The following is a 20,220-nucleotide window of genomic DNA, read 5'->3' as shown; positions in this document are numbered from 1 at the left end:
GGCACCTTCCTGGCATCTGATACAGATTTATTTGAACACTTGTTCATTTACTAATCTCAAATCACGATTCGCGTCAACAGAAGATCCGCGAAAAGAAAATGGGAGGGCAAATGCCCTCCCATGAATACCGGTCTTTTTGGCCAGGTAGATACCGACCTATTTGCCTATCAACCCACTGTCAGTTGGCCTGAAAAACTGCGGCGACCTCGCTGCGGATGATCCGAGCGATGAGATCACAATCCTCAAGGCTGAAGGTCAGCGGCACGCGCATATCGACAATGCCCGCAAGGATGCGGTCACTCTTTGGCAGGCTCTGCGCCTTTGCATAGCGCCAGCTGTCATAGCGGGAGGTAAATCCAGCAGGCTCAGCCCCACCGAACCACTTCAGCTCTACGCCACGTTTACCGCAACGGGTTATCACTTCAGCCACGGCTTCCGCACTCCAATCGAGTAGCAGGAACTGGATGGAAGATCCGACATAGCTCTCCGCCTCCGAGCGCTCCACAATGGTCAGGCCAGGTGTATCGCGCAGTCCTTCTTCGATCCTTTGATAGCGTTCATTCCAGCGCGCCACCTGCTGATCCAGATCCCGCAACTGCGGGCGCAGGATGGCTGCACGCAGATTATCCATCCGGCCGGAAATATTGGGGGTCACATACTTGACCCGCTCAAACACCTCCGGGTCCGGCGAGGCTAGGTGGCGTTCATAGAGCATATAAGAGCCAGACAATATGATGGCCCGCGCGGCGATCTCTTCGTCATCGGTGACAAACAGTCCACCCTCGCCGGAATTCACATGTTTGTAGGTCTGACAGGAGTAGCAGCCGATAGCGCCTTGCCGCCCTGAAGGCACGCCATTCCAGGTCGCCCCCATGGTATGGGCGCAGTCTTCGATCACCGTGATCCCAGCCGCATCACAAATCTGCATCAAGCGGTCCATATCACAAAGGTGGCCGCGCATATGGCTGAGCATCAGCACCTTTGCCTGATCGGCCTTGGTAGCCAGATCCCCTAAATCGATGGTCAGACCCTCGGTGACGCCAACAAAGACAGGCTGTGCGCCTACCGCAGCAATACTGCCCGGCACAGGCGCCAGCGTGAAGGCATTAGTCAGGACCTTGTCGCCAGGCACCACGCCAACCGCACGCAAAGCGGTCGCCATCGCATAGCCGCCAGAGGCTACTGCTAGACAGTATTTTGCCCCCACCTGTGCGGCAAACTCTTGCTCTAGCAGCGCAGTTTCACCTGCCTCGCCCTCTGCCAGGTTGTAGCGGTGCAAACGACCATGGCGCAGAACTGCCATTGCAGCCTCGATGGCCTCTTCAGGCAGTGTTTCCTGCTGGGTGAAGGATCCGGTAAATATCTCGCTCATGCGTCGATTTCTGCGCCTTGGCCAGGTTCGGGTCAAGCGCCAAACGCAACAGTTGGAATTTCCGAAACAAAGATGCGGGTTCAGCCAATCAAACGCGCTACGATGCCAGGCAGGTCCTCGTAGCGATGCAACAGTGCCTCTGGCTTTAGTGCCGCCATGTCACCGCCCGCTGGACCAAAGGTAACAAGAACAGACGGAACCCCTGCCGCCGCCGAAGTATTTCGGTCTGTATCGCTATCTCCGATCAGAATAGTCTTGCCAGGATCGCCTCCAGCCCTGCGCGCAGCTTCAAACAGGGGCTCGGGGTCCGGTTTGCGAACAGGCAGGGTATCTGCCCCAACCAACGAAGCAAAATTATCCCGCACCCCAAGAGCCTGCATCAGCTGTTCGGCCAAGGCTTCGGGCTTGTTCGTGCAGATGCCGACACCATATCCCGCAACCCGAAGGGCCTCTACCGCCTCCATGGCGCCGGGATATAGATAGCTGTGGTGATCGATCGCATTTCGATAGGCTTCAAGCAGCACTGGGTAATATTCATCCACCACTGCGTCCTCAAAACACCCGGCACGCTTTAACCCAGCAGTCAACATCATCCTGCCGCCGCGCAGTGCTGTTGCTGCATCCTCCGGATGGGTCAGCATATCCCCAAGCCCCATCTGGCGAAAACACGCATTGGCAGCAGCCAAAAGATCTCCGGAGGTATCCGCCAATGTTCCATCCAGATCGAAAATCACTGTTCGCATTTTGGCCCTTTCGGCGCTTTCCCGCCCGTTGTTGTTGCAAGTCGCAACCTAGTTTGAAGCTGCAAAGCCTTGCGTCCCCAATGTTAGCGGATAAAACGGGGGCAAAAGAAATCAAAGAGAAAAGTTATTATGGCTACTGCCCTCGTGATCCTTGCCGCAGGCAAAGGCACCAGAATGAATTCGGATCTGCCCAAGGTACTGCATCCGATCGCCCATGCCTCCTTGCTGGAGCACGCTTTGATTGCTGGCCGCGCACTGGATCCGGAACGCGTGATCGTTGTGGCTGGGCACGGGGCTGACGCTGTTCGCGCCGCTGTCAGCGAGATTGACGAGACTGCAGAAGTTGCCTTGCAAGAAGAACAACTGGGTACTGCTCATGCTGTTGACCAGGCCCGTGAAGCACTGCAGGATTTCGCAGGCGACGTTGTCGTTCTTTATGGTGACACCCCCTTTGTCAGCGCAGAAACGCTGGAGCGCATGGTCGCCGCCCGCGAAGGTGCCGATCTCGTCATCCTGGGGTTTGAGGCGGCGGATCCTGCACGCTATGGCAGGCTGGTCATGGATGGCACCAGCTTGGAGCGTATCGTAGAATTCAAAGATGCGTCAGCGCAAGAGCGTGAGATTTCCTTCTGCAACTCTGGTTTGATGGCTTGTGATGCTGGGCAAATGTTCGACCTGATCTCTAAGATCGGCAATGAAAACGCCTCAGGTGAGTATTATCTAACGGATCTCGTCGAGCTTGCCCGTGCGGAAGGCAGATCTGTCACGGCTGTCGCCTGCGATGAAAGCGAAACGCTTGGGGTAAATTCGCGCCTCGACCTTGCTGGCGCAGATGCAACCTTTCAGGCCAAGGCCCGCAAGTCTCTGATGGAATTGGGTGTCACGCTTATGGCGCCGGAAACGGTCTACCTCGCTTTTGATACGGTTATTGGCCGGGATACGGTGATTGAACCTAACGTTGTGTTTGGACCGGGCGTCACTGTTGAAAGCGGCGCGCTGATCCGCGCCTTTTCGCACCTGGAAGGCTGTCATGTCAGCCGCGGTGCCAAGATCGGCCCCTACGCCCGCCTGCGCCCTGGCGCTGAACTCGCTGAAGACACTCACGTAGGCAACTTCGTAGAAATCAAAAACGCTGAGATCGCGGCGGGCGCTAAGGTCAATCATTTGAGCTATATTGGTGATGCCTCGGTCGGGGAGAAAACCAATATTGGTGCGGGTACAATCACCTGCAACTATGATGGCGTAATGAAACACCGCACCGAGATTGGCGCACGTAGCTTCATCGGCTCTAACACGCTTCTGGTGGCTCCGATCTCTGTCGGAGATGAAGCGATGACCGCAACCGGCACTGTAGTGACGCGGACGGTTGAGGACGGAGATCTGGCAATTGGACGCACCCGCCAGGAAAACAAACCTGGTCGCGCACGCAAATTGATGGACATCCTAAGGGCCAAGAAGGTCAAGATTTCAAAAGAGGCGAAGTAAGTTTATGTGCGGAATTGTTGGAGTTTTAGGAAACCATGAAGCGGCCCCACTGCTGGTCGAGGCGCTGAAGCGTCTGGAGTACCGCGGCTATGACAGCGCTGGCATCGCCACTGTCAACAAAGGGGTTCTTGACCGCCGTCGCGCTGTAGGCAAACTGGTCAACCTCAGCGACTTGCTGGTTCATGAGCCTCTGGCTGGCCGGTCAGGAATTGGCCATACACGCTGGGCCACCCATGGCGCACCCTCTGTTGGAAATGCCCACCCACATCGTGCCGGAGCGGTCGCCGTTGTTCACAACGGGATCATCGAGAACTATCGAGAGCTCCGCGCCTCTTTGGCAGAAACAGGAATTGAATTCAAAACTGAAACGGATACTGAAACCATCGCCTTGATGACGCAGAAGTTCCTCCTGGAAGGCGCAACTCCGGTTGAGGCTGCGAACAAGACATTGGACCTCCTGGATGGGGCCTTTGCCCTCGCCTTTCTTTTTGACGGCGAAGAGGATCTCCTGATCGCCGCGCGCAAAGGCTCCCCCCTGGCGATCGGCCACGGCGATGGTGAGATGTTTGTCGGCAGCGATGCCATCGCTCTTGCCCCGATGACCGATCAGATCACCTATCTGGAAGAGGGCGACCGCGCAGTTCTGACCCGCAACAGCCTCGAGATCCGCGATGCCCAGGGTGAGCTGGCCAATCGCAAGGTGAGCACCATCAGGATTGATGTAAGCCAAGTCGATAAAGCGGGCCACAAACACTATATGTCTAAGGAAATCGCGGAACAGCCAACCGTGATTGCTGAGGCGATCCGCCACTATCTTCCCGTGGGTGAGGATCAGGTTATCCTGCCCGGAGAAGGCATAGATTTCTCCAAGATCGAACGCCTGACCATGGTAGCCTGTGGTACTGCCTTTTACGCCTGTCTGACCGCGAAGTACTGGTTTGAGCAGATCGCCCGTCTGCCGGTTGAGGTCGATATCGCCTCTGAGTTCCGCTACCGCGAACCTCCGATCCCAGGAAAAACAGCCGCTCTCTTTGTTTCACAGTCCGGCGAAACCGCAGATACACTTGCTGCCCTTCGCTATTGTGAGGGTAAGGCGGAGAAGATCCTCTCGGTGGTCAACGTTCCGGAAAGCTCCATCGCGCGCGAAAGCGATCTGGCGTTGCCCATTCACGCTGGCGTCGAAATCGGTGTTGCCTCAACCAAAGCCTTCACCTGCCAACTGAGCGTGCTCTTGATGCTTGCGCTCAAAGCCGCCAGTGATCGGGGGGAAATCGTCGCGGATGATCTGCAGGCGCATATTGATGCTCTGCGCGGGTTGCCGAATGTTCTTGCAGCCGGACTTGAGCAGAATGCCGATCTGGAACGGGTCGCAAAAAAGCTGAGCGAGGCAAGAGACGTTCTCTTCCTGGGCCGTGGCTTGATGTATCCGCTCGCACTGGAAGGTGCGCTGAAGCTCAAAGAGATCAGCTATATCCATGCCGAAGCCTATGCCAGCGGCGAGTTGAAACATGGGCCCATCGCCTTGATCGACAAGCAAATGCCGGTGGTTGTCTTTGCACCCTGCGATAGCGTTTTCGACAAGTCAATTTCCAACATGCAAGAGGTCATGGCCCGCGCGGGTAAGGTCATGCTGATCTCTGACAGCGAAGGGCTGGCCACAGCAGGTGAGGAGGTTTGGGACAGCGTGCGGATGCCTCGGATCCACCCCAACCTGGCCCCCATCCTCTATGCCCTGCCCGCACAGATGCTCGCCTATCACACAGCAGTGGCCAAAGGCACCGATGTGGATCAGCCGCGTAACCTGGCTAAATCCGTGACGGTGGAATAGCAACAAGGACAGCAGTAATGGCCAAGCAGTTTAGCAGCATCGAAGCACCGCATCAGAAATTCATCGAAGAACAGCATATGTTCTTCACTGGATCTGCGGCCCCCGAAGGGCGCGTGAATATATCACCCAAGGGGATGGATTCGTTGCGTGTGCTTGGCCCAAACCGCATTGTTTGGATGAACCTCACCGGCAGCGGCAATGAAACTGCGGGGCATTTGAAAGCCGCCAATCGCATGACGTTGATGTGGTGCTCTTTCACAACGCGTCCACTGATCCTGCGGTGCTATGGCCTCGCCCAGACGCTTCACCGCGGCGACACTGGGTGGGACGAACTCTCTGACTTGTTCCCGGCCCATCGCAGCGCCCGACAGATTTTTGATGTCTCTATCGATCTGGTTCAGACCTCTTGCGGATATGCAGTTCCCTTCATGGAATACCAATCCGAGCGGGATACCATGCAAAAATGGGTCGACGGAAAAACCGACGACGATATCCGCGACTACTGGGTCGAGAAGAATCAAAAAACCATCGATGACCTGCCGACTGATGTCCCTTTGACAGCCAGAGAGAGCTGATCTAAATGCGCAATCCCACTCTAGACCAACTGACATCCCTGGCAGAGCCTGGGCGTGCAGAACAGATGGCGGCCTATCACAAGCAAAAGCGCAGCGTGATCGGCATCAGCAATCCTGTGCTGAACGATCTGGCCAAGGAGTGGCGGCAGACTTTATCGTTGGAAGAAAGAGTGACGCTGGCGCGAGAGCTTTGGCAAAGCGATGTTTTTGAGGCTCGCATCGTCGCGAGCAAGGTGCTGACCCAAGCCAGGATAAAGGAAGACGGTACCGTTTGGGATCTTCTGCAATCCTGGGTTCTAGAGTTTGACAGCTGGGCTATTGCGGACCATGCCTGTACCGCCATCCAGAAACGCCTCTTGGCAGAACCTGAGCGCCTGGACCAAGTTGCATCTTGGACGCAATCAGACCACATGTGGACCCGCCGAGCTGCCCTGGTATCCACTTTGCCCTGGGCCAAGATGAACAACCTCAAACCAGCGGATCAAGAGAGGCGCAACCGGATCTTGGGCTGGGCCGCCACCTATGTGCCGGATCGAAATTGGTTCATTCAAAAGGCGATTGCCTGGTGGCTGCGTGATCTGAGCAAACACGACGCACAGGCTACCCAGCGCTTTCTTGAAGAGCACGGCGAAGCAATGAAGCCATTTGCCCGCAAGGAAGCGGGTAAATACTTAAACCGCGGCTGAGCGTTTGTGCCCCTCTGAGGCTCTAGCCAGGAAGAGCATACTGATACTGCGGTCGCGATATGCGTAGTGCATCTTGGGGTTAATCTGGATCCAGCACCTAGCTCAATTGGCGCACAGTCTAACTGGCTGGCAGAACCTGAATCTCCACCAACTCGGTCAAAGGCACACCCAGGACCCGCATGGCGCTGATCGATAGACGACTGCTGCTGGCAGCATCCCCACCCGAAGGTTTCAGCAACACTGTCACCTCAGCACCGGCAGCACTCCGCACCCGCCCCACCAGCTCTTCGCCGACCAGTGGCGTTTCCAACCAGAGACCGGGAACAGTTGGATCCCCAAGTGATGCAACCGTCTGCCCTTGCCCGGTAAAGGCAGGCTTCCCTTCAAGTGAGCCGGTGAAAACCTGCCCATCCAGCCCGGTGCCAACTTCGCTAACAGGAACATCATCTCCCGGAATGGCCGACAAGGGCGCGCCAGGATCGGTTTCGGAGGGCACAGAAGCGTCAGCAGGCGCTGATGGTCCGCTGAGAATCGTGGAATTGAGCTGCGGCAGATTGCAGGCAGAGGTTAAGAGCATGGCGCTCAGACAGGGAACAATCATCTTCATGCCCCAAACCTAGCCCGCAGGCCTTGGCTTTGCCAGTTGGAAATTGCATGCTGGACTTGCTCTAGGCAAATCTGCGCCTTACGTAGGATCCCATGACTGTTTCTCAGACCGCCCCGCTCATCGACCCGTTCGCCCGCGCAATTACATATCTGCGTGTTTCGGTCACTGACCGATGCGATTTTCGCTGTGTCTATTGCATGTCTGAGCATATGACGTTTCTGCCCAAGAAAGAACTTCTGACACTTGAGGAGCTGGACCGGCTCTGTACCGCATTTATCGACATGGGTGTCGAAAAGCTGCGCATCACCGGTGGTGAACCTCTGGTGCGCCGCGACATCATCACCTTTTTCCAGGCGATGAGCCGTCATCTGGACTCCGGCTCTCTAAAGGAACTCACCCTGACCACCAATGGCTCGCAGCTAGAGAAATACGCAGAGGCACTCTATGCGGCGGGTGTTCGGCGGGTGAATATCTCGCTTGATACGCTGAATGAGGAAAAATTCGCTCGCGTCACGCGCTGGGGACGGCTACCGCAGGTGCTGCGTGGCATTGATGCGGCGCAAAAGGCAGGTCTTCGGGTCAAGATCAATGCGGTAGCACTCAAAGGCTTCAATGAGGAAGAATTGCCAGCAATCACCCGCTGGTGCGCGGAACGTAACCTCGACCTCACCTGGATTGAGGTGATGCCCATGGGGGAGGATATCGATCCAGCCAATCGCATCGGCCAGTACTGGTCGCTGAAGGACGTGCGCGCCGAATATGAAAACCACTACACGGTCACCGATCTGGCCGAGCGCAGCGGTGGCCCGGCGCGTTATGTACGCCTGGAGGAGAGCGGCCAGAAGATTGGCTTCATCACCCCGCTCAGCCACAACTTCTGTGAAAGCTGTAATCGCGTTCGGGTGACCTGTACCGGTGAAATCTACACCTGTCTGGGTCAGGAAGGCTCGGCTGATTTGCGGGCTCCGCTACGCGCCAGCAGCGATGGTGCTGGTCTGTTAAAGGATGCAATCCGAGCAGCGATTGGCGACAAACCCAAAGGTCATGACTTTGACTATTCGCGTCAGGAAGTCGGCGGACAAATGACCCGCCATATGAGCCATACCGGAGGCTGAGCGCCAAAAAGATGTCACAAGACCCGTCTGGCGCCAGGCCAACGCTGCTCTATCATACCTATCGTTTGGTGTCGGGGCTGCTGCTTTCCTTTGCCTTTCGAAAGGTAGCAAACAAGCTTGCAGCCCACGGCGTTGAAGAAATTCGCCAGCGAGAGCGTCTTGGCCATGCCACAGCGCAACGACCGGAGCTGCGGGCAAAAGCGCCTATGATCTGGTTCCATGGCGCTTCGGTAGGCGAAAGCCAGGCGGCGCTAACCCTGATTTCCCAGTTGTCGCTAAGGCTGCCCCAGGCCCGTTTTCTCTTGACCTCCGGCACCGCGACCTCTGCCGTGCTGGCTGCAAAGCGCCTGCCGGAGTGTTGCCAACACCAATTTGCACCCTTGGATGCCCCAGCTGCTGTTGATCGTTTTCTGAAACATTGGCGACCGGATGCTGGGATCTTTGTGGATAGTGAGCTCTGGCCTGTCACCTTGGCCACAGCAGCAAAGCACGGGGTAAAGCTGGCTCTGGTCAACGCCCGCTTGTCAGAGCGGTCTTTGGCACGCTGGCGTAGCCGTCTGCCAACCGCGCGTTTCGTATTCAGCCGGTTTTCCCTCATCCTGACACAGAACGATAGAGTGGCTGAGGAGCTCTTATCTCTTGGTGTTGACCCACAGCGCCTTCAGGCTGGTGGGAACCTCAAGGCGGCAGCCCCGCCCCTTCCGGCGGATGAAAATCTGATCCATCGCAGCCAGGCGCTTTTGCAAGGTCGCCCGATCTGGGTGGCCAGTTCGACCCACCTCGGTGAAGAAGAGACCATACTGGATGCCCATGCGCAGCTACGCCAGCGCCACCCTCATCTTAGCCTGATCCTAGTCCCGCGCCACCCAGAGCGTGGCCATGACGTTGAACAATTGATAACAGCCAGGGGGCTGACCTGCGCTAGGCGTTCAAAAGGGGAAGAGCCTAACTCCGAGACCTCTGTCTACCTTGCAGATACATTGGGCGAACTCGGAAGTTGGTATCGCCTCTCCCCAATCGTGTTTTTGGGCGGCTCCCTCAAGCCAATCGGGGGACACAACCCGTTTGAGGTCGCAACTGCAGGGGCTACAGTGCTGACTGGGCCTGAGACATTCAATTTCGCTGAGAGTTTCCCCCCAATGATCGCTGCCGGCGGCGCCAAGCAGGTGACTAATACGCAAGAACTGGCGCAAGCCGTTGATGGCTGGCTCATCCAACCGGATGAATTGGACAAGGCGAAAAACGCCGCGCGTTTATTCGCCACAGAACAGGCGGCCAAGCTCGAACACCTAATGGAGCTACTTATCCAGGGTCTAAACCTGGAGGCGAAAAGTGACTGAGCTGTTTGTGACAAATTTCAATCGCAACTTCACTGGCGTTTCTGCAACCTGTGCCAATGTCCTGCGCCAGCAGGTAAAATCCTATGATCTGCAACTTGTGGGCCAGGCCCTGCCCCATTGTCCCACGCCGATCAGCATCGCCGAGGCCAGGCGCCGCAGCCCCTCCGCTTTGCCAAAGCGACCCTTTGCGATTTGGCACGTCCGTCGCAATACAGAGATGCGCGCGGCAATTTGGGCACGGGATGTGATGCGATTGCCAATCCGCACGGTCTTCACCTCTGCAGCCCAGCGGCGTCATTCCGCGTTTCCGCGTTGGCTCATCTCTCGTATGGACGCCATAGTCGCAACTACAGAGGCGGCCGCTTCATTTGTGCCCAATGTACGGGCTGTCGTGCCCCACGGGGTGGACACCGCGCTGTTTTCACCGGCCGAGGATCCTGCCCGGTCTTGGACTGCGCTTGGCTATGGTGGCACGTTGGGCATTGCAACAATTGGGCGCATTCGTCCGGAAAAGGGCACTGATCTCTTTGTGGATAGCATGCTGCGCCTGCTGCCAAGGCTGCCCGGTGCAACCGCATTGGTCCTGGGCAAGGCAACGCGAGAGCATCAGGCTTTCTTAGATGCCCAAAAGGCTAAGATTACCACCGCCGGTCTTGCGGATCGCATCCTGTTCCCTGGTGAGGTCAAGGCTGCCGAGCTTCCCGCACTGGTGCGAAGCCTTTCGATGATTGTGCAATTGCCGCGCTATGAGGGCTACGGCATGGCTCCCTTGGAGGGCATGGCCAGCGGCGTTCCCTTTGTCGGTAGCAGAACCGGATACTATCAATCTTTTGCCTGCCAGGGCAAAACCGGCGAGATCGTCCCATTGGAAGCCGCAGAACAAGCTGCAGAAATAGCCCATTCCATTCTCACGGATGATCAACGGCATCGCCAGATGTGTCGTGACGCGCGCGAAGTTGCGGTTTCAAGCTTTAGCTCAGCAAGTGAGGCGGAGGGCTACAGCAGGGTCTATGAAGAACTGTGGGCGCAGGGAACATAGGCGCAGGCTTGGCTCGCGCTTCCCTCTTGGCAGAACTTCTATTGCTCCTCAGGTTTTCCGATTTCATCTTGCGGCCTCATGCCAACAAAAAGGGGTGGCAGAAGCTGCCACCCCCAGGTCTTTCCAGTCAGGCCAGTTTTAGTTTGCAGTCGGCATGCGCTGCTCAACAATCTCTGCCCACCAGCTGCAACCAGCCGGGATCGCTTCATCGTTGAAATTATACTCTGGGTGATGCACCGACGCGCTGTCACCGTTGCCAACGAGAATATAGGCGCCTGGACGTTCCTCTAGCATATAGGCGAAATCTTCGCCGCCCATGACCAGTGGCGCCTCATCGCATGAGCCAGAGACCTTCTTGGCTACATCTGCCGCAAACTCGGTTTGGGCGTCATGGTTCGCCATCACCGGATACCCACGATTATAGGTCACATCTGCGGTGCCGCCAAAGGTTGCTGAGATCCCGTTGCAGATCTCTTTGATCCGTGTCTCAGCCAGATCGCGCATCTCTTTCGACATTGTGCGCACGGTGCCTTTGATCTGCACCCGCTGCGGGATCACATTGAAGGCCTTGGAAGAGGTCTCAAATGAAGTAACGGAGACGACGATCTGCTGGACAGGGTCTGCGTTACGGGCTGCAATGGTCTGTAGCGCCAGAACCGCCTGCGCAGCCATGACTGTGGTATCCACGGTTTCTTGTGGCTTGGCTGCATGGCCGCCACGGCCCTCAAAAGTGATGTCAAAGGTGTCAGTTGCCGCAAAGAAGGCGCCAGAACGGATGGCAAAAGAGCCGATTGGCCGACCAGGCCAATTGTGCATGCCATAGACTTCCTGGATACCCCAACGCTCCATCATTCCGTCGTCGCACATTTCCTTACCGCCGCCGCCGCCTTCTTCGGCGGGCTGGAAGATCACCACAACGGTGCCATCAAAGTTACGCGTCTCAGAGAGAAACTTAGCCGCACCGAGCAGCATAGCCGTGTGGCCGTCGTGACCACAGGCATGCATGGCATTGGGCGTCTTGGAGGCATAGTCCAGCCCGGTGGCCTCATGAATGGGCAGCGCGTCCATATCAGCCCGTAGCCCGATCACTTTACCAGAAGCGCTGCTTTTGCCTTTGATCACGCCTACAACGCCGGTGCGACCAATTCCGGTCACGATCTCGTCGCAGCCAAATTCCTGCAACTTTTCCGCCACCATTGCACTGGTGCGATGGGTCTCAAAAAGGATTTCTGGGTTTTCGTGGATATCCCGGCGCCATGCGGTGATTTCATCCTGCAGTTCTGCGAAACGGTTCTTGACCGGCATTGATACACTCCTTGTTTGAAAACTGCCGATCAGCAACCGACCAGCAAATCTATCTGTTCTCAGCCTATGGCAGTCACTCTGCTGGCATACGCTGTTCAATCATCTCGGCGAACCAGCTGATGCCGGCCGGAATTGCTTCATCGTTGAAATCATATTCCGGATGATGCAGCCCCGCCGATGGGCCATTGCCCAACCGGATCATGGCTCCTGGACGTTCCTCCAGCATGAACGAGAAATCTTCTCCTCCCATCGCCAAAGGCACCTCGACGCAGCCCGCTTCACCTGCAACGCTTTCAGCTGCACGGCGTGCATGCTCAGTTGCCACTGCATCATTGATGGTAACAGGAACGCCGAGATGAAAGGACAGATCTGCGCTGCCACCAAAGGTGCTGGTGATCCCTTCCACAATTTCTTGCAGACGTTCCGGGATCATCTTGCGCACTTCTGGGCTATGGGTACGGATGGTGCCGCGCACCTCTGCCCTGTCGGGGATTACATTGAAGGCCTTAGAGGAAGTCTCTGCCGAGGTTATAGACAAAACCCCTTGCAGCACCGGATCCATGTTGCGCGCAACAACGGTTTGCAGCGCACAGATGAGATGCGCCATCAAGACAGTTGTATCCACTGTCTCCTGCGGCTTGGCCGCATGCCCGCCACGTCCCTGTAGCTGAATGGTGAACTCATCCACCGAAGCCAGGATCGGGCCAGGGCGCAGGGCAAACTTTCCAATTTCCAACCCCGGAGAGTTGTGAATGGCATAGACCTCATCAATGCCAAATCGCTCCATCATGCCATCTTTGCACATGGCCTCAGCGCCATTTCCACCTTCTTCTGCCGGCTGAAAGATCACTACAGCGGTGCCATCAAAGTTTCGGGTCTCGGCCAGGTATTTTGCAGCCCCCAAGAGCATCGCCGTGTGCCCGTCGTGGCCACAGGCATGCATTGCACCAGGGATCTTTGAGGCATGGGGGATATCCCCCTGCTCCTGCATCGGCAGAGCATCCATGTCGGCGCGCAATCCAATTGCCTTGCCTCGCGTGTCACTCTTGCCGCGAATGACCGCCACCACACCGGTGCGACCGATGCCCGTCACCACCTCATCGCAGCCAAAGCCCTTCAGTTTGTCGGCAACCAGGGCACTGGTGCGATGGGTCTCATAAAGGATTTCTGGGTTTTCGTGGATGTCGCGGCGCCAGGCGGCCACTTCCTCGTGCAGATCAGCAATTCTGTTTTTGACTGGCATCGCGCGTTTCCTCGTTTACTTGGCTGGCATTCGTCGTTCCACCAGCTCTGCAAACCAGCTGCAGCCTAGTGGAATGGCTTCGTCATCAAAGACATAAGCCGGATGATGGCACATGGCGGTATCGCCATTGCCCAGGAAGATATAGGCGCCAGGGCGCTCTTCCAGCATGTAGGAGAAGTCCTCGGAGGGCATGATTGGCGGGGTGTCCGCATCAACTGAGATGCCAACGGCCTCTGCCGCTTCGACGGCATAACCAGTTTCAGTCTCGGAATTGATAGTAACCGGATAGCTTGATGACCAGTTGACCTCAGCACTCGCGCCAAAGGCTTCGGCGGTGTTTTCCACCACGCGGCGCACCCAGGTTTCGGCCTGGGTCCGGTACTCTGGGTCCAGCGTCCGGACAGTGCCTTGCAGACGTGCTTGATGCGCAATCACATTCGATGCGGTACTATCGGTTTCAAAGGTTCCAACGGTCAGCACCACCCGCTTGATGGGGTCCACATTGCGCGACACGATTGAATGCAACGAGACCACAATCTGTGAGGCCACTAGGGTGGTGTCGATGGAATCATGCGGTGCTGCCGCATGGCCGCCCTTACCAGTGACAATGATTTCAAACTCATCGGAGGAGGCCATCAGAGGGCCCGGCCGGATTGCAAACTCTCCAACCGGCAGACCTGGCATGTTGTGCAAACCATAGACCTCTTGGATGCCCCAACGCTCCATCATTCCATCGTCGCACATGGCCTTGCCACCGGCGCCGCCCTCTTCTGCGGGCTGGAAGATCAGAACCGCTTTGCCGTCAAAGTTCCGTGTCTCCGCCAAGTATTTGGCCGCCCCCAAGAGGATTGCAGTATGGCCATCGTGGCCACAAGCATGCATGACACCGGGTGTTTTTGAGGCATAGTCAACGCCAGAAGCTTCGTGGATCGGCAAGGCATCCATATCCGCGCGCAGCCCGATGACCCGACCAGATGTATTGGTCTTGCCTTCAATCACGGCAACAACACCGGTTTTGCCAATACCCGGTGTTACATCAGTCACACCAAAGCTCTTGAGCTGCTCTTGCACAAATGCGGCGGTCTGATGGACTTCGTACATGAGCTCCGGATTTTCATGCAGATGACGCCGCCAGGCGGTGACCTCGCCCTGCATTTCAGCAAATCGGTTTTTGATCGGCATAACCGAAACTCCTCTCATTTGAGATGATTGGTACAAAAGTTAAATATGCTTGTCCATGCCCGTGCTCAGCTTTCCTCTGCTATCGGACTTTCTGCGGACAAAAACGTGATGAGATTGCTTTGCAATTGTTCTACCTGGCCGTGGGTCAACCTGCCCTGCACTTCTTTACGCAGTTCTGCCAAGCGTGCTTTGACTTCCAGAATATAGCCTGTACCAGCCTCGGTGAGGCTAAGATGCACGGTGCGCCGATCCTTTTCACTACGCTGGCGCAGAACAAGGCCCCGTTCTTCCAGCTTATCCACATAGCGCCCCAGGGTGGCATCATTGATCGCCAAAATGGAGCCATAGACATTCTGTATCAGGTTCGGCTTACGGTAGATCATGCCCAAAAGACTCAAATGCCCTGCTGACAATCGCTCTTCCTTACCAATGGCTTCGACATACTGCGCAATCATCCGGCCCGCGATCTGAATAAGTACGGCAAAGTCCAGATCCTCGTAGACACCTGCTGGCAATGATCGCGGGGTGCCATTTGAGTGCTGTGATGCAGCCTGATCCGGGGCAATGGTTTCCGACATGGGCACATTCCTTTAAGTAACATACCCTTCGACCCTTAGCTGAGACGTGCCACCAGTTCCATCATGAAGCGATGTCCAGCCTCAAATTGCGCCTTTGAAATGAATTCATTGGGCTGATGTGCCTGAGCAATATCACCAGGGCCGCAGATCACGGCAGAATAACCCGCCTCCTGAAATTGTCCTGCTTCCGTGCCGTAACTCACCACATGTGTGCCATTGTCACCGGTCAGGGCACGCACCAGCATCTCTGCTTCGCCGTCCTCTTCCGGGACCAAGCCTGGTACATTGAAACCCTTACCCACCTCGATCCGGGCCTCGGGGTGGATGGCCTGCATCTCGACCTCAATCTCTTTGACCTTGGCCAGATAGGCAGCTTCCCAATCTTTGGCCTGTTCACCCGGCACCACCCGAAAGTCCATCATGAACTCACAATCCTTGGCAGTGATGTTATGGGCAGTACCACCAGAGATCATACCAACATGGCAGGTGGTAAAGGGCGGATCAAAGAGCGCCTGCATCGAGCCTGGCTCTCGCGCCATATTCTCGATGTTCTTTTGATTGGCCCAGTCGATCAGTTTAGCACCCTGCATGATGGCATTGACGCCGGTATGCATGATCGAACTATGCACTTCAAAACCAATCAGATGGGTGGCATAGCCAATGCCCCCCTTGTGGCCAGTCACCGCTTGCATCATCGAGGGTTCGCCCACGATCACGGCAGTTCCCTTGGGCAGCACGGGTTGCATGGCTTCAATCATCGGTGGCGCGCCAGTACAGCCGATCTCTTCGTCAAAGCTCAGCGCCAGTTGCAAAGGACGGGAAACGCCTTTGTGATGCGCTTCGACCAGGGCCCAGATTGCCAGGGCATCAAAACCCTTCATATCGCAGGTTCCACGGCCAAAATACTTGCCGTCTCGCTCTGTCACTGTAAAGGGATCACTATCCCAGGGCTGACCGTCAACCGGCACCACATCTGTGTGCCCAGATAGTACAACTGCCCCCTCTTCCATAGGCCCTACATGAGCAAAAACAGCCGCCTTATGCGGTTGCTCCGGATCCACCCAACGGTGGCTCTCTATCCCATGGGAACTAAGGTAGTCTTGAACCCAATCGACCAAAGGCAGATTGGTATCGCGGCTGACCGTTGGGAAAGAGATCAGCTTGGTCATGATCTCTAGCGGGGACAGGATTTGTGCCATTTTCGCCCTCAGTATCCGCTATCAGTCGTCAGAACAAAATGCCCTGGTTCCACCTCAAGATACTCCGAGGGCTGCGGATTGTAGTCCAGCCCGTGAATCGGTGATGGGATCGGTTTGAAGTTCAGATCCTTCTCGCTCTTGCGCTTATGCGGATCGGCGATGGGCACCGCTTTCATCAAGGCCTGGGTATAGGCATGCTGCGGGTTTTCGAATACCCGATCGCGCGGCCCCAGCTCAACAATGCGACCCAGATACATGACGCCAACCTGATGGCTGACCCGTTCCACAACTGCCATGTCATGGCTAATAAAGAGGAAAGACAGCCCAAGGTCCGCCTGCAACTCCATCATCAGGTTCAGGACCTGCGCCTGTACCGACACATCCAGAGCAGAGACGGCCTCATCCGCGACAATGAGTTTCGGGTTCAGAGCCAACGCGCGGGCGATCGCAATCCGCTGACGCTGCCCACCGGACATCTCATGGGGATAGCGGCGCATGAAGCTGCGCGGCAGCTGCACCCGGTCAAAGAGGTTGGCGACACGATCCTGCAACTCGCTGCCCGAGGCCAAACCATAGTTGCGCAGCGGTTCCGCAACTTGATCCATCAGCTGCATCTGCGGGTTGAGCGAGGCAAAAGGGTCCTGGAAAATCATTTGCATATCCAGGCGCGCCTTGTGCATTTCCGAGGCATTTAGATCCAACAGGTTATTTCCCTCGAACATCACCTTGCCGGACATTGGCTCAACCAAGCGCAGGATAGAACGCCCTGCGCTGGATTTACCGCAACCGGATTCGCCCACCAAGGACAGGGTCTGACCCTTGTAGACCTTAAAAGAGACATCCTCGACCGCGTGCACATTGGAAATGGTACGCCGCAGCAAACCACCTTTGACTGGGAAGCGCGTTGTCAGATTCTGCACGTCCAGCAAGACTTCATCGGTCCCAACAATCGGTTCGATGCGTTGATTTTCGACACCCATCAGCTTCATCGGCTCTGGATAGGCCTTGCCGCGCATCTCACCAAGCTTGGGCACTGCTGCCAGCAGCGCCTTCGTGTAATCATGCTGCGGGTTTTCAAAGATCTCCTGGACCGTGCCCTCTTCAACCTTGTTGCCACGGAACATGACAACCACACGATCCGCCATCTGCGCCACAACCGCCATGTCATGTGTAATAAACATAACGGCTGTTCCGGTCTCCCGCTTCAGGCGATCCATCAAAGCAAGGATCTCTGCCTGGATGGTCACATCCAGTGCTGTAGTGGGTTCATCGGCGATAAGGAGGCGCGGTTCGCAGGCCATGGCCATAGCGATCACCACGCGCTGCCGCATACCACCAGACAATTCGTGCGGGTATTGCTTCAAGCGTCGTTCCGGTTCGGGGATTCGCACCTGACGCAGCAATTCCAAAGCACGTTCTTCTGCTTCACCTTTATTCATGTTCTTGTGGATCCGCAGACCTTCGGTCAGTTGGCGACCCACGGTAAAGACAGGATTGAGGGCGGTCATCGGCTCTTGAAAAATCATGCCGATTTCGTTTCCGCGAATCTGTTTCATCAGATCCCCGGGTGCTTTTGCCAGGTCTTGGTCGCCACCATCCTTGCGGTCAAAAACCAACTGTCCCCCGGCAATTTCGCCGCCACCGAACTCCACCAGTCGCATCAAAGACAGCGAAGAAACAGACTTGCCTGAGCCAGATTCTCCAACAATACAAACGGTTTCGCCCGGATGCACATCAAAGGAGACATCCTCGACACCGACAACTGGCCCGTCCTTGGTTTGAAACTCCACGCGCAAGTTCTTAATGGACGCAATCGCGTTGTCCAACATGGCCGCTCCCCTGCTTTCAGCACAACAAAGCCCTCTGGATGAGGGCACATTGAGCAGGAGGTTAAACGCATTTCTCTCAAAAATGCTCATGCAAATATTGCATAGGCAAATCCGAAATAGGAATTTGCAATTTGTTGAAAACTGGTTTTCGATTGCCATGATCGTGGGAGAAAACCTGCGGCCTGTGCTTCGCGAGCAACGCCTCATGGGGAACAGACCGCCAAAAACCCTTCTCTCTCGAGGGCCATTTGACGCCAAAAAGATCAATAATTGCGCGCCCTATGCGTGCACAACAAGGAGAGTGTAATGAAATTGAAGACGCTTTTGCTGGGGGCAATTGCTTCTACAGCTCTGGCACCTGCAGCCTTCGCCGAGCGCGGCTCGGATGGCCAGGTGAACATCATCTATTGGCAAGCGCCATCGATCCTTAACCCCTTCCTGTCCGGCGGTACCAAAGACATCGATGCCTCCGCACTCGTAATTGAGCCACTTGCGCGCTACGACCCAAATGGGAAAATGATTCCTTATCTGGCGTCCGAAATCCCTACCGTTGAAAACGGCGGCGTCTCGGCAGATCTGACCTCCATCACCTGGAAAATCGCACCGGGAATCAAATGGTCCGATGGCAGCGCATTCACTGCAAAGGATGTTAAGTTCACTGCCGACTACTGCATGCATCCTGAAGGCGGCTGCGCACAGCTGACCAAATTCGAAGGCGTGACCGCTGTTGAAGCGCTGGATGACATGACCATCAAGGTGACTTTCGACAAGCCCACCCCATTCCCGTATGGCCCCTTTGTTGGTGGTGAGAGCCCCATCATTCAGGCTGCTCAGTTCGCCAACTGCATGGGCGCCAAGGCACCTGAGTGCACCGAGGCAAACTTTGGCCCAATCGGCACCGGTCCGTTTGTTGTGGAAGAGTTCAAGCCCAACGACGTGATCACCATGTCCGCGAACCAGAACTATCGCGATCCGGCTAAGCCTGCCTTTGCCAAGGTTCTTTTCAAAGGTGGCGGCGACGCAACTGCTGCGGGTCGTGCGGTTATGGAAACCGGTGAATTCGACTATGCTTGGAATCTGCAGTTGGCACCTGATGTCATCGCTCAGATGGAAGCAGGCGGCAAGGGCACTCCGGTGGCAGGCTTCGGCCCGCTGGTTGAACGCATCATGCTGAACAACACCGACCCGACCCCTTCTTTGGGCGCGGATGAGCGTTCGGTCAAGCGTGGTCACCCCTTCCTGAATGACCCAGCCGTCTACAAGGCGATGTCGCTGGCCATCGACCGTCCTCTGCTGGTTGAAATCGGCTACGGTAAAGCGGGTAAAGTAACCTGTAACTGGGTTCCTGCTCCTGCGGCCTTCAACTCCGACAGCTTCCAGTGCGACAAGCAGGATATTGCTGCTGCAAATGCAATGCTGGATGAAGCAGGCTACAAGGACACCAATGGCGACGGCATCCGCGAAACCGCAGATGGTACGCCTATGAAGATCCTGTACCAGACCTCAACCAACGCCGTGCGTCAGGATTTCCAGGCTCTGATCAAACAGTGGTGGAGCGAAATCGGTATCGAAACCGAGCTGCGTAACATCAACGCATCTGTCTTCTTCGGTGGTGACCCAGGTTCGCCTGACACCTTCCAGAAGTTCTATGCGGACGTTGAAATGTACGCCAATACCTTCAACGGTACCGACCCGCAGTCTTATCTGGCTGCAGGCCTCTGCGACAAGGCTCCAAGCCCCGCGTCCCAGTGGCAGGGTGAGAACATCTCCCGCTTCTGTGACTCCGAGTATGACGCCCTGCACGCAGAGCTGACCAAAACCGCAGGAATTGAGGCCCGCGCCGAAATCGGCAAACGCCTGAATGACATCATGGTTTCCAAAGGCGGTATGATCCCGCTTGTACACCGTGGCCGTCTCTCCGCGCATGCCAATACCCTGGGTGGTGTTGAGCTGAACGTTTGGGATAGCGAAATGTGGAATGCCGCCAACTGGCACCGCACCAAGTAAGAGGCACTAGCCCTAAGGAGGCTCCGGCAAACTGCCGGGGCCTCTCACCATGAGTGAAGCGCAGGTATACTCCCTTTTACTCTGGTT

Annotated in this window: 17 protein-coding genes; 8 read left to right on the top strand and 9 right to left on the bottom strand. The window is 56.2% G+C overall.

Features of this window, described 5'->3' with window-relative positions; translation table 11 throughout:
• Positions 1-178: 178 nt before the first annotated feature.
• Both RSK20926_RS16935 and RSK20926_RS16930 read right to left on the bottom strand, forming a co-directional pair.
• Complete coding sequence (locus tag RSK20926_RS16935) at positions 179-1,372, bottom strand: DegT/DnrJ/EryC1/StrS family aminotransferase (protein ID WP_008208599.1); 1,194 nt, start codon at positions 1,370-1,372, stop codon at positions 179-181.
• Between the two features lie 80 nt (positions 1,373-1,452).
• Positions 1,453-2,115: an HAD-IA family hydrolase gene (locus tag RSK20926_RS16930; RefSeq protein WP_008208597.1), complete on the bottom strand. Its 663-nt coding sequence runs from the start codon at positions 2,113-2,115 to the stop codon at positions 1,453-1,455.
• 129 nt (positions 2,116-2,244) lie between these two features.
• On the opposite strand from RSK20926_RS16930, the gene glmU reads away from it, so the two are divergent.
• From glmU to RSK20926_RS16910, 4 genes are read left to right on the top strand one after another with little or no spacing between them, the layout of a single operon-like run.
• Positions 2,245-3,600, top strand: coding sequence for a bifunctional UDP-N-acetylglucosamine diphosphorylase/glucosamine-1-phosphate N-acetyltransferase GlmU (gene glmU / locus RSK20926_RS16925; protein WP_008208596.1), 1,356 nt, complete (start codon positions 2,245-2,247; stop codon positions 3,598-3,600).
• 4 nt (positions 3,601-3,604) lie between these two features.
• A complete protein-coding gene (glmS, locus tag RSK20926_RS16920) occupies positions 3,605-5,428 on the top strand; it encodes a glutamine--fructose-6-phosphate transaminase (isomerizing) (protein WP_008208595.1) in 1,824 nt (607 codons plus the stop codon).
• Between the two features lie 17 nt (positions 5,429-5,445).
• A complete protein-coding gene (locus RSK20926_RS16915; protein ID WP_008208593.1) occupies positions 5,446-6,003 on the top strand; it encodes a pyridoxamine 5'-phosphate oxidase family protein in 558 nt (185 codons plus the stop codon).
• A gap of 5 nt (positions 6,004-6,008) precedes the next feature.
• Positions 6,009-6,689 carry a DNA alkylation repair protein gene (locus RSK20926_RS16910; RefSeq protein WP_008208592.1) on the top strand — a complete coding sequence of 227 codons (681 nt, stop codon included), beginning with the start codon at positions 6,009-6,011 and terminating at the stop codon, positions 6,687-6,689.
• 118 nt (positions 6,690-6,807) lie between these two features.
• Here RSK20926_RS16910 and RSK20926_RS16905 read toward each other — a convergent pair whose 3' ends face one another.
• Complete coding sequence (locus RSK20926_RS16905; RefSeq protein ID WP_008208591.1) at positions 6,808-7,296, bottom strand: hypothetical protein; 489 nt, start codon at positions 7,294-7,296, stop codon at positions 6,808-6,810.
• A 92-nt stretch (positions 7,297-7,388) separates the two neighbouring features.
• Here RSK20926_RS16905 and moaA point away from each other — a divergent pair, with 92 nt between their 5' ends.
• From moaA to RSK20926_RS16890, 3 genes are read left to right on the top strand one after another with little or no spacing between them, the layout of a single operon-like run.
• A complete protein-coding gene (moaA, locus tag RSK20926_RS16900; protein ID WP_008208590.1) occupies positions 7,389-8,411 on the top strand; it encodes a GTP 3',8-cyclase MoaA in 1,023 nt (340 codons plus the stop codon).
• A gap of 11 nt (positions 8,412-8,422) precedes the next feature.
• Entirely contained in the window at positions 8,423-9,751 is a 1,329-nt protein-coding gene (locus RSK20926_RS16895; RefSeq protein ID WP_008208588.1) for a 3-deoxy-D-manno-octulosonic acid transferase, read from the top strand.
• Positions 9,744-10,790 (top strand): glycosyltransferase family 4 protein, encoded by a 1,047-nt coding sequence (locus RSK20926_RS16890; RefSeq protein WP_008208586.1) that lies wholly within the window; start codon positions 9,744-9,746, stop codon positions 10,788-10,790. Before RSK20926_RS16895 ends, RSK20926_RS16890 begins: the two co-directional genes overlap by 8 nt.
• A 138-nt stretch (positions 10,791-10,928) precedes the next feature.
• On the opposite strand, the gene RSK20926_RS16885 is transcribed toward RSK20926_RS16890, so the two are convergent.
• The 6 genes from RSK20926_RS16885 to RSK20926_RS16860 form a co-directional block, all read right to left on the bottom strand.
• Positions 10,929-12,095: a M20 aminoacylase family protein gene (locus RSK20926_RS16885; RefSeq protein WP_008208584.1), complete on the bottom strand. Its 1,167-nt coding sequence runs from the start codon at positions 12,093-12,095 to the stop codon at positions 10,929-10,931.
• Positions 12,096-12,168: 73 nt separating this feature from the next.
• Positions 12,169-13,338 (bottom strand): M20 aminoacylase family protein, encoded by a 1,170-nt coding sequence (locus RSK20926_RS16880; RefSeq protein WP_008208583.1) that lies wholly within the window; start codon positions 13,336-13,338, stop codon positions 12,169-12,171.
• 15 nt (positions 13,339-13,353) lie between these two features.
• Positions 13,354-14,520, bottom strand: coding sequence for a M20 aminoacylase family protein (locus tag RSK20926_RS16875; protein ID WP_008208582.1), 1,167 nt, complete (start codon positions 14,518-14,520; stop codon positions 13,354-13,356).
• A gap of 65 nt (positions 14,521-14,585) precedes the next feature.
• Positions 14,586-15,098, bottom strand: coding sequence for a MarR family winged helix-turn-helix transcriptional regulator (locus RSK20926_RS16870; protein WP_008208581.1), 513 nt, complete (start codon positions 15,096-15,098; stop codon positions 14,586-14,588).
• A gap of 35 nt (positions 15,099-15,133) precedes the next feature.
• Positions 15,134-16,297 carry an acetylornithine deacetylase gene (argE, locus tag RSK20926_RS16865; RefSeq protein WP_008208580.1) on the bottom strand — a complete coding sequence of 388 codons (1,164 nt, stop codon included), beginning with the start codon at positions 16,295-16,297 and terminating at the stop codon, positions 15,134-15,136.
• 8 nt (positions 16,298-16,305) lie between these two features.
• Entirely contained in the window at positions 16,306-18,126 is a 1,821-nt protein-coding gene (locus RSK20926_RS16860) for an ABC transporter ATP-binding protein (protein WP_008208579.1), read from the bottom strand.
• A 306-nt stretch (positions 18,127-18,432) separates the two neighbouring features.
• On the opposite strand from RSK20926_RS16860, the gene RSK20926_RS16850 reads away from it, so the two are divergent.
• Entirely contained in the window at positions 18,433-20,133 is a 1,701-nt protein-coding gene (locus RSK20926_RS16850; protein WP_008208577.1) for a peptide ABC transporter substrate-binding protein, read from the top strand.
• Positions 20,134-20,220 lie beyond the last annotated feature (87 nt).

The sequence above is a fragment of the Roseobacter sp. SK209-2-6 genome (assembly GCF_000169455.1).
Taxonomy (GTDB): Bacteria; Pseudomonadota; Alphaproteobacteria; order Rhodobacterales; family Rhodobacteraceae; genus Pseudophaeobacter.
The sequence above is the reverse complement of the archived record's forward strand: the minus strand, read 5'-3'. Positions and strand labels throughout refer to the sequence as shown.

What these genes read in the sequence shown, in the direction of transcription:
- RSK20926_RS16935 (WP_008208599.1), bottom strand. Translation starts at nt 1,372, where the DNA reads ATGAGCGAGATATTTACCGGATCCTTCACCCAGCAGGAAACACTGCCT.
- RSK20926_RS16930 (WP_008208597.1), bottom strand. Translation starts at nt 2,115, where the DNA reads ATGCGAACAGTGATTTTCGATCTGGATGGAACATTGGCGGATACCTCC.
- glmU (WP_008208596.1), top strand. Translation starts at nt 2,245, where the DNA reads ATGGCTACTGCCCTCGTGATCCTTGCCGCAGGCAAAGGCACCAGAATG.
- glmS (WP_008208595.1), top strand. Translation starts at nt 3,605, where the DNA reads ATGTGCGGAATTGTTGGAGTTTTAGGAAACCATGAAGCGGCCCCACTG.
- RSK20926_RS16915 (WP_008208593.1), top strand. Translation starts at nt 5,446, where the DNA reads ATGGCCAAGCAGTTTAGCAGCATCGAAGCACCGCATCAGAAATTCATC.
- RSK20926_RS16910 (WP_008208592.1), top strand. Translation starts at nt 6,009, where the DNA reads ATGCGCAATCCCACTCTAGACCAACTGACATCCCTGGCAGAGCCTGGG.
- RSK20926_RS16905 (WP_008208591.1), bottom strand. Translation starts at nt 7,296, where the DNA reads ATGAAGATGATTGTTCCCTGTCTGAGCGCCATGCTCTTAACCTCTGCC.
- moaA (WP_008208590.1), top strand. Translation starts at nt 7,389, where the DNA reads ATGACTGTTTCTCAGACCGCCCCGCTCATCGACCCGTTCGCCCGCGCA.
- RSK20926_RS16895 (WP_008208588.1), top strand. Translation starts at nt 8,423, where the DNA reads ATGTCACAAGACCCGTCTGGCGCCAGGCCAACGCTGCTCTATCATACC.
- RSK20926_RS16885 (WP_008208584.1), bottom strand. Translation starts at nt 12,095, where the DNA reads ATGCCGGTCAAGAACCGTTTCGCAGAACTGCAGGATGAAATCACCGCA.
- RSK20926_RS16880 (WP_008208583.1), bottom strand. Translation starts at nt 13,338, where the DNA reads ATGCCAGTCAAAAACAGAATTGCTGATCTGCACGAGGAAGTGGCCGCC.
- RSK20926_RS16875 (WP_008208582.1), bottom strand. Translation starts at nt 14,520, where the DNA reads ATGCCGATCAAAAACCGATTTGCTGAAATGCAGGGCGAGGTCACCGCC.
- RSK20926_RS16870 (WP_008208581.1), bottom strand. Translation starts at nt 15,098, where the DNA reads ATGTCGGAAACCATTGCCCCGGATCAGGCTGCATCACAGCACTCAAAT.
- argE (WP_008208580.1), bottom strand. Translation starts at nt 16,297, where the DNA reads ATGGCACAAATCCTGTCCCCGCTAGAGATCATGACCAAGCTGATCTCT.
- RSK20926_RS16860 (WP_008208579.1), bottom strand. Translation starts at nt 18,126, where the DNA reads ATGTTGGACAACGCGATTGCGTCCATTAAGAACTTGCGCGTGGAGTTT.
- RSK20926_RS16850 (WP_008208577.1), top strand. Translation starts at nt 18,433, where the DNA reads ATGAAATTGAAGACGCTTTTGCTGGGGGCAATTGCTTCTACAGCTCTG.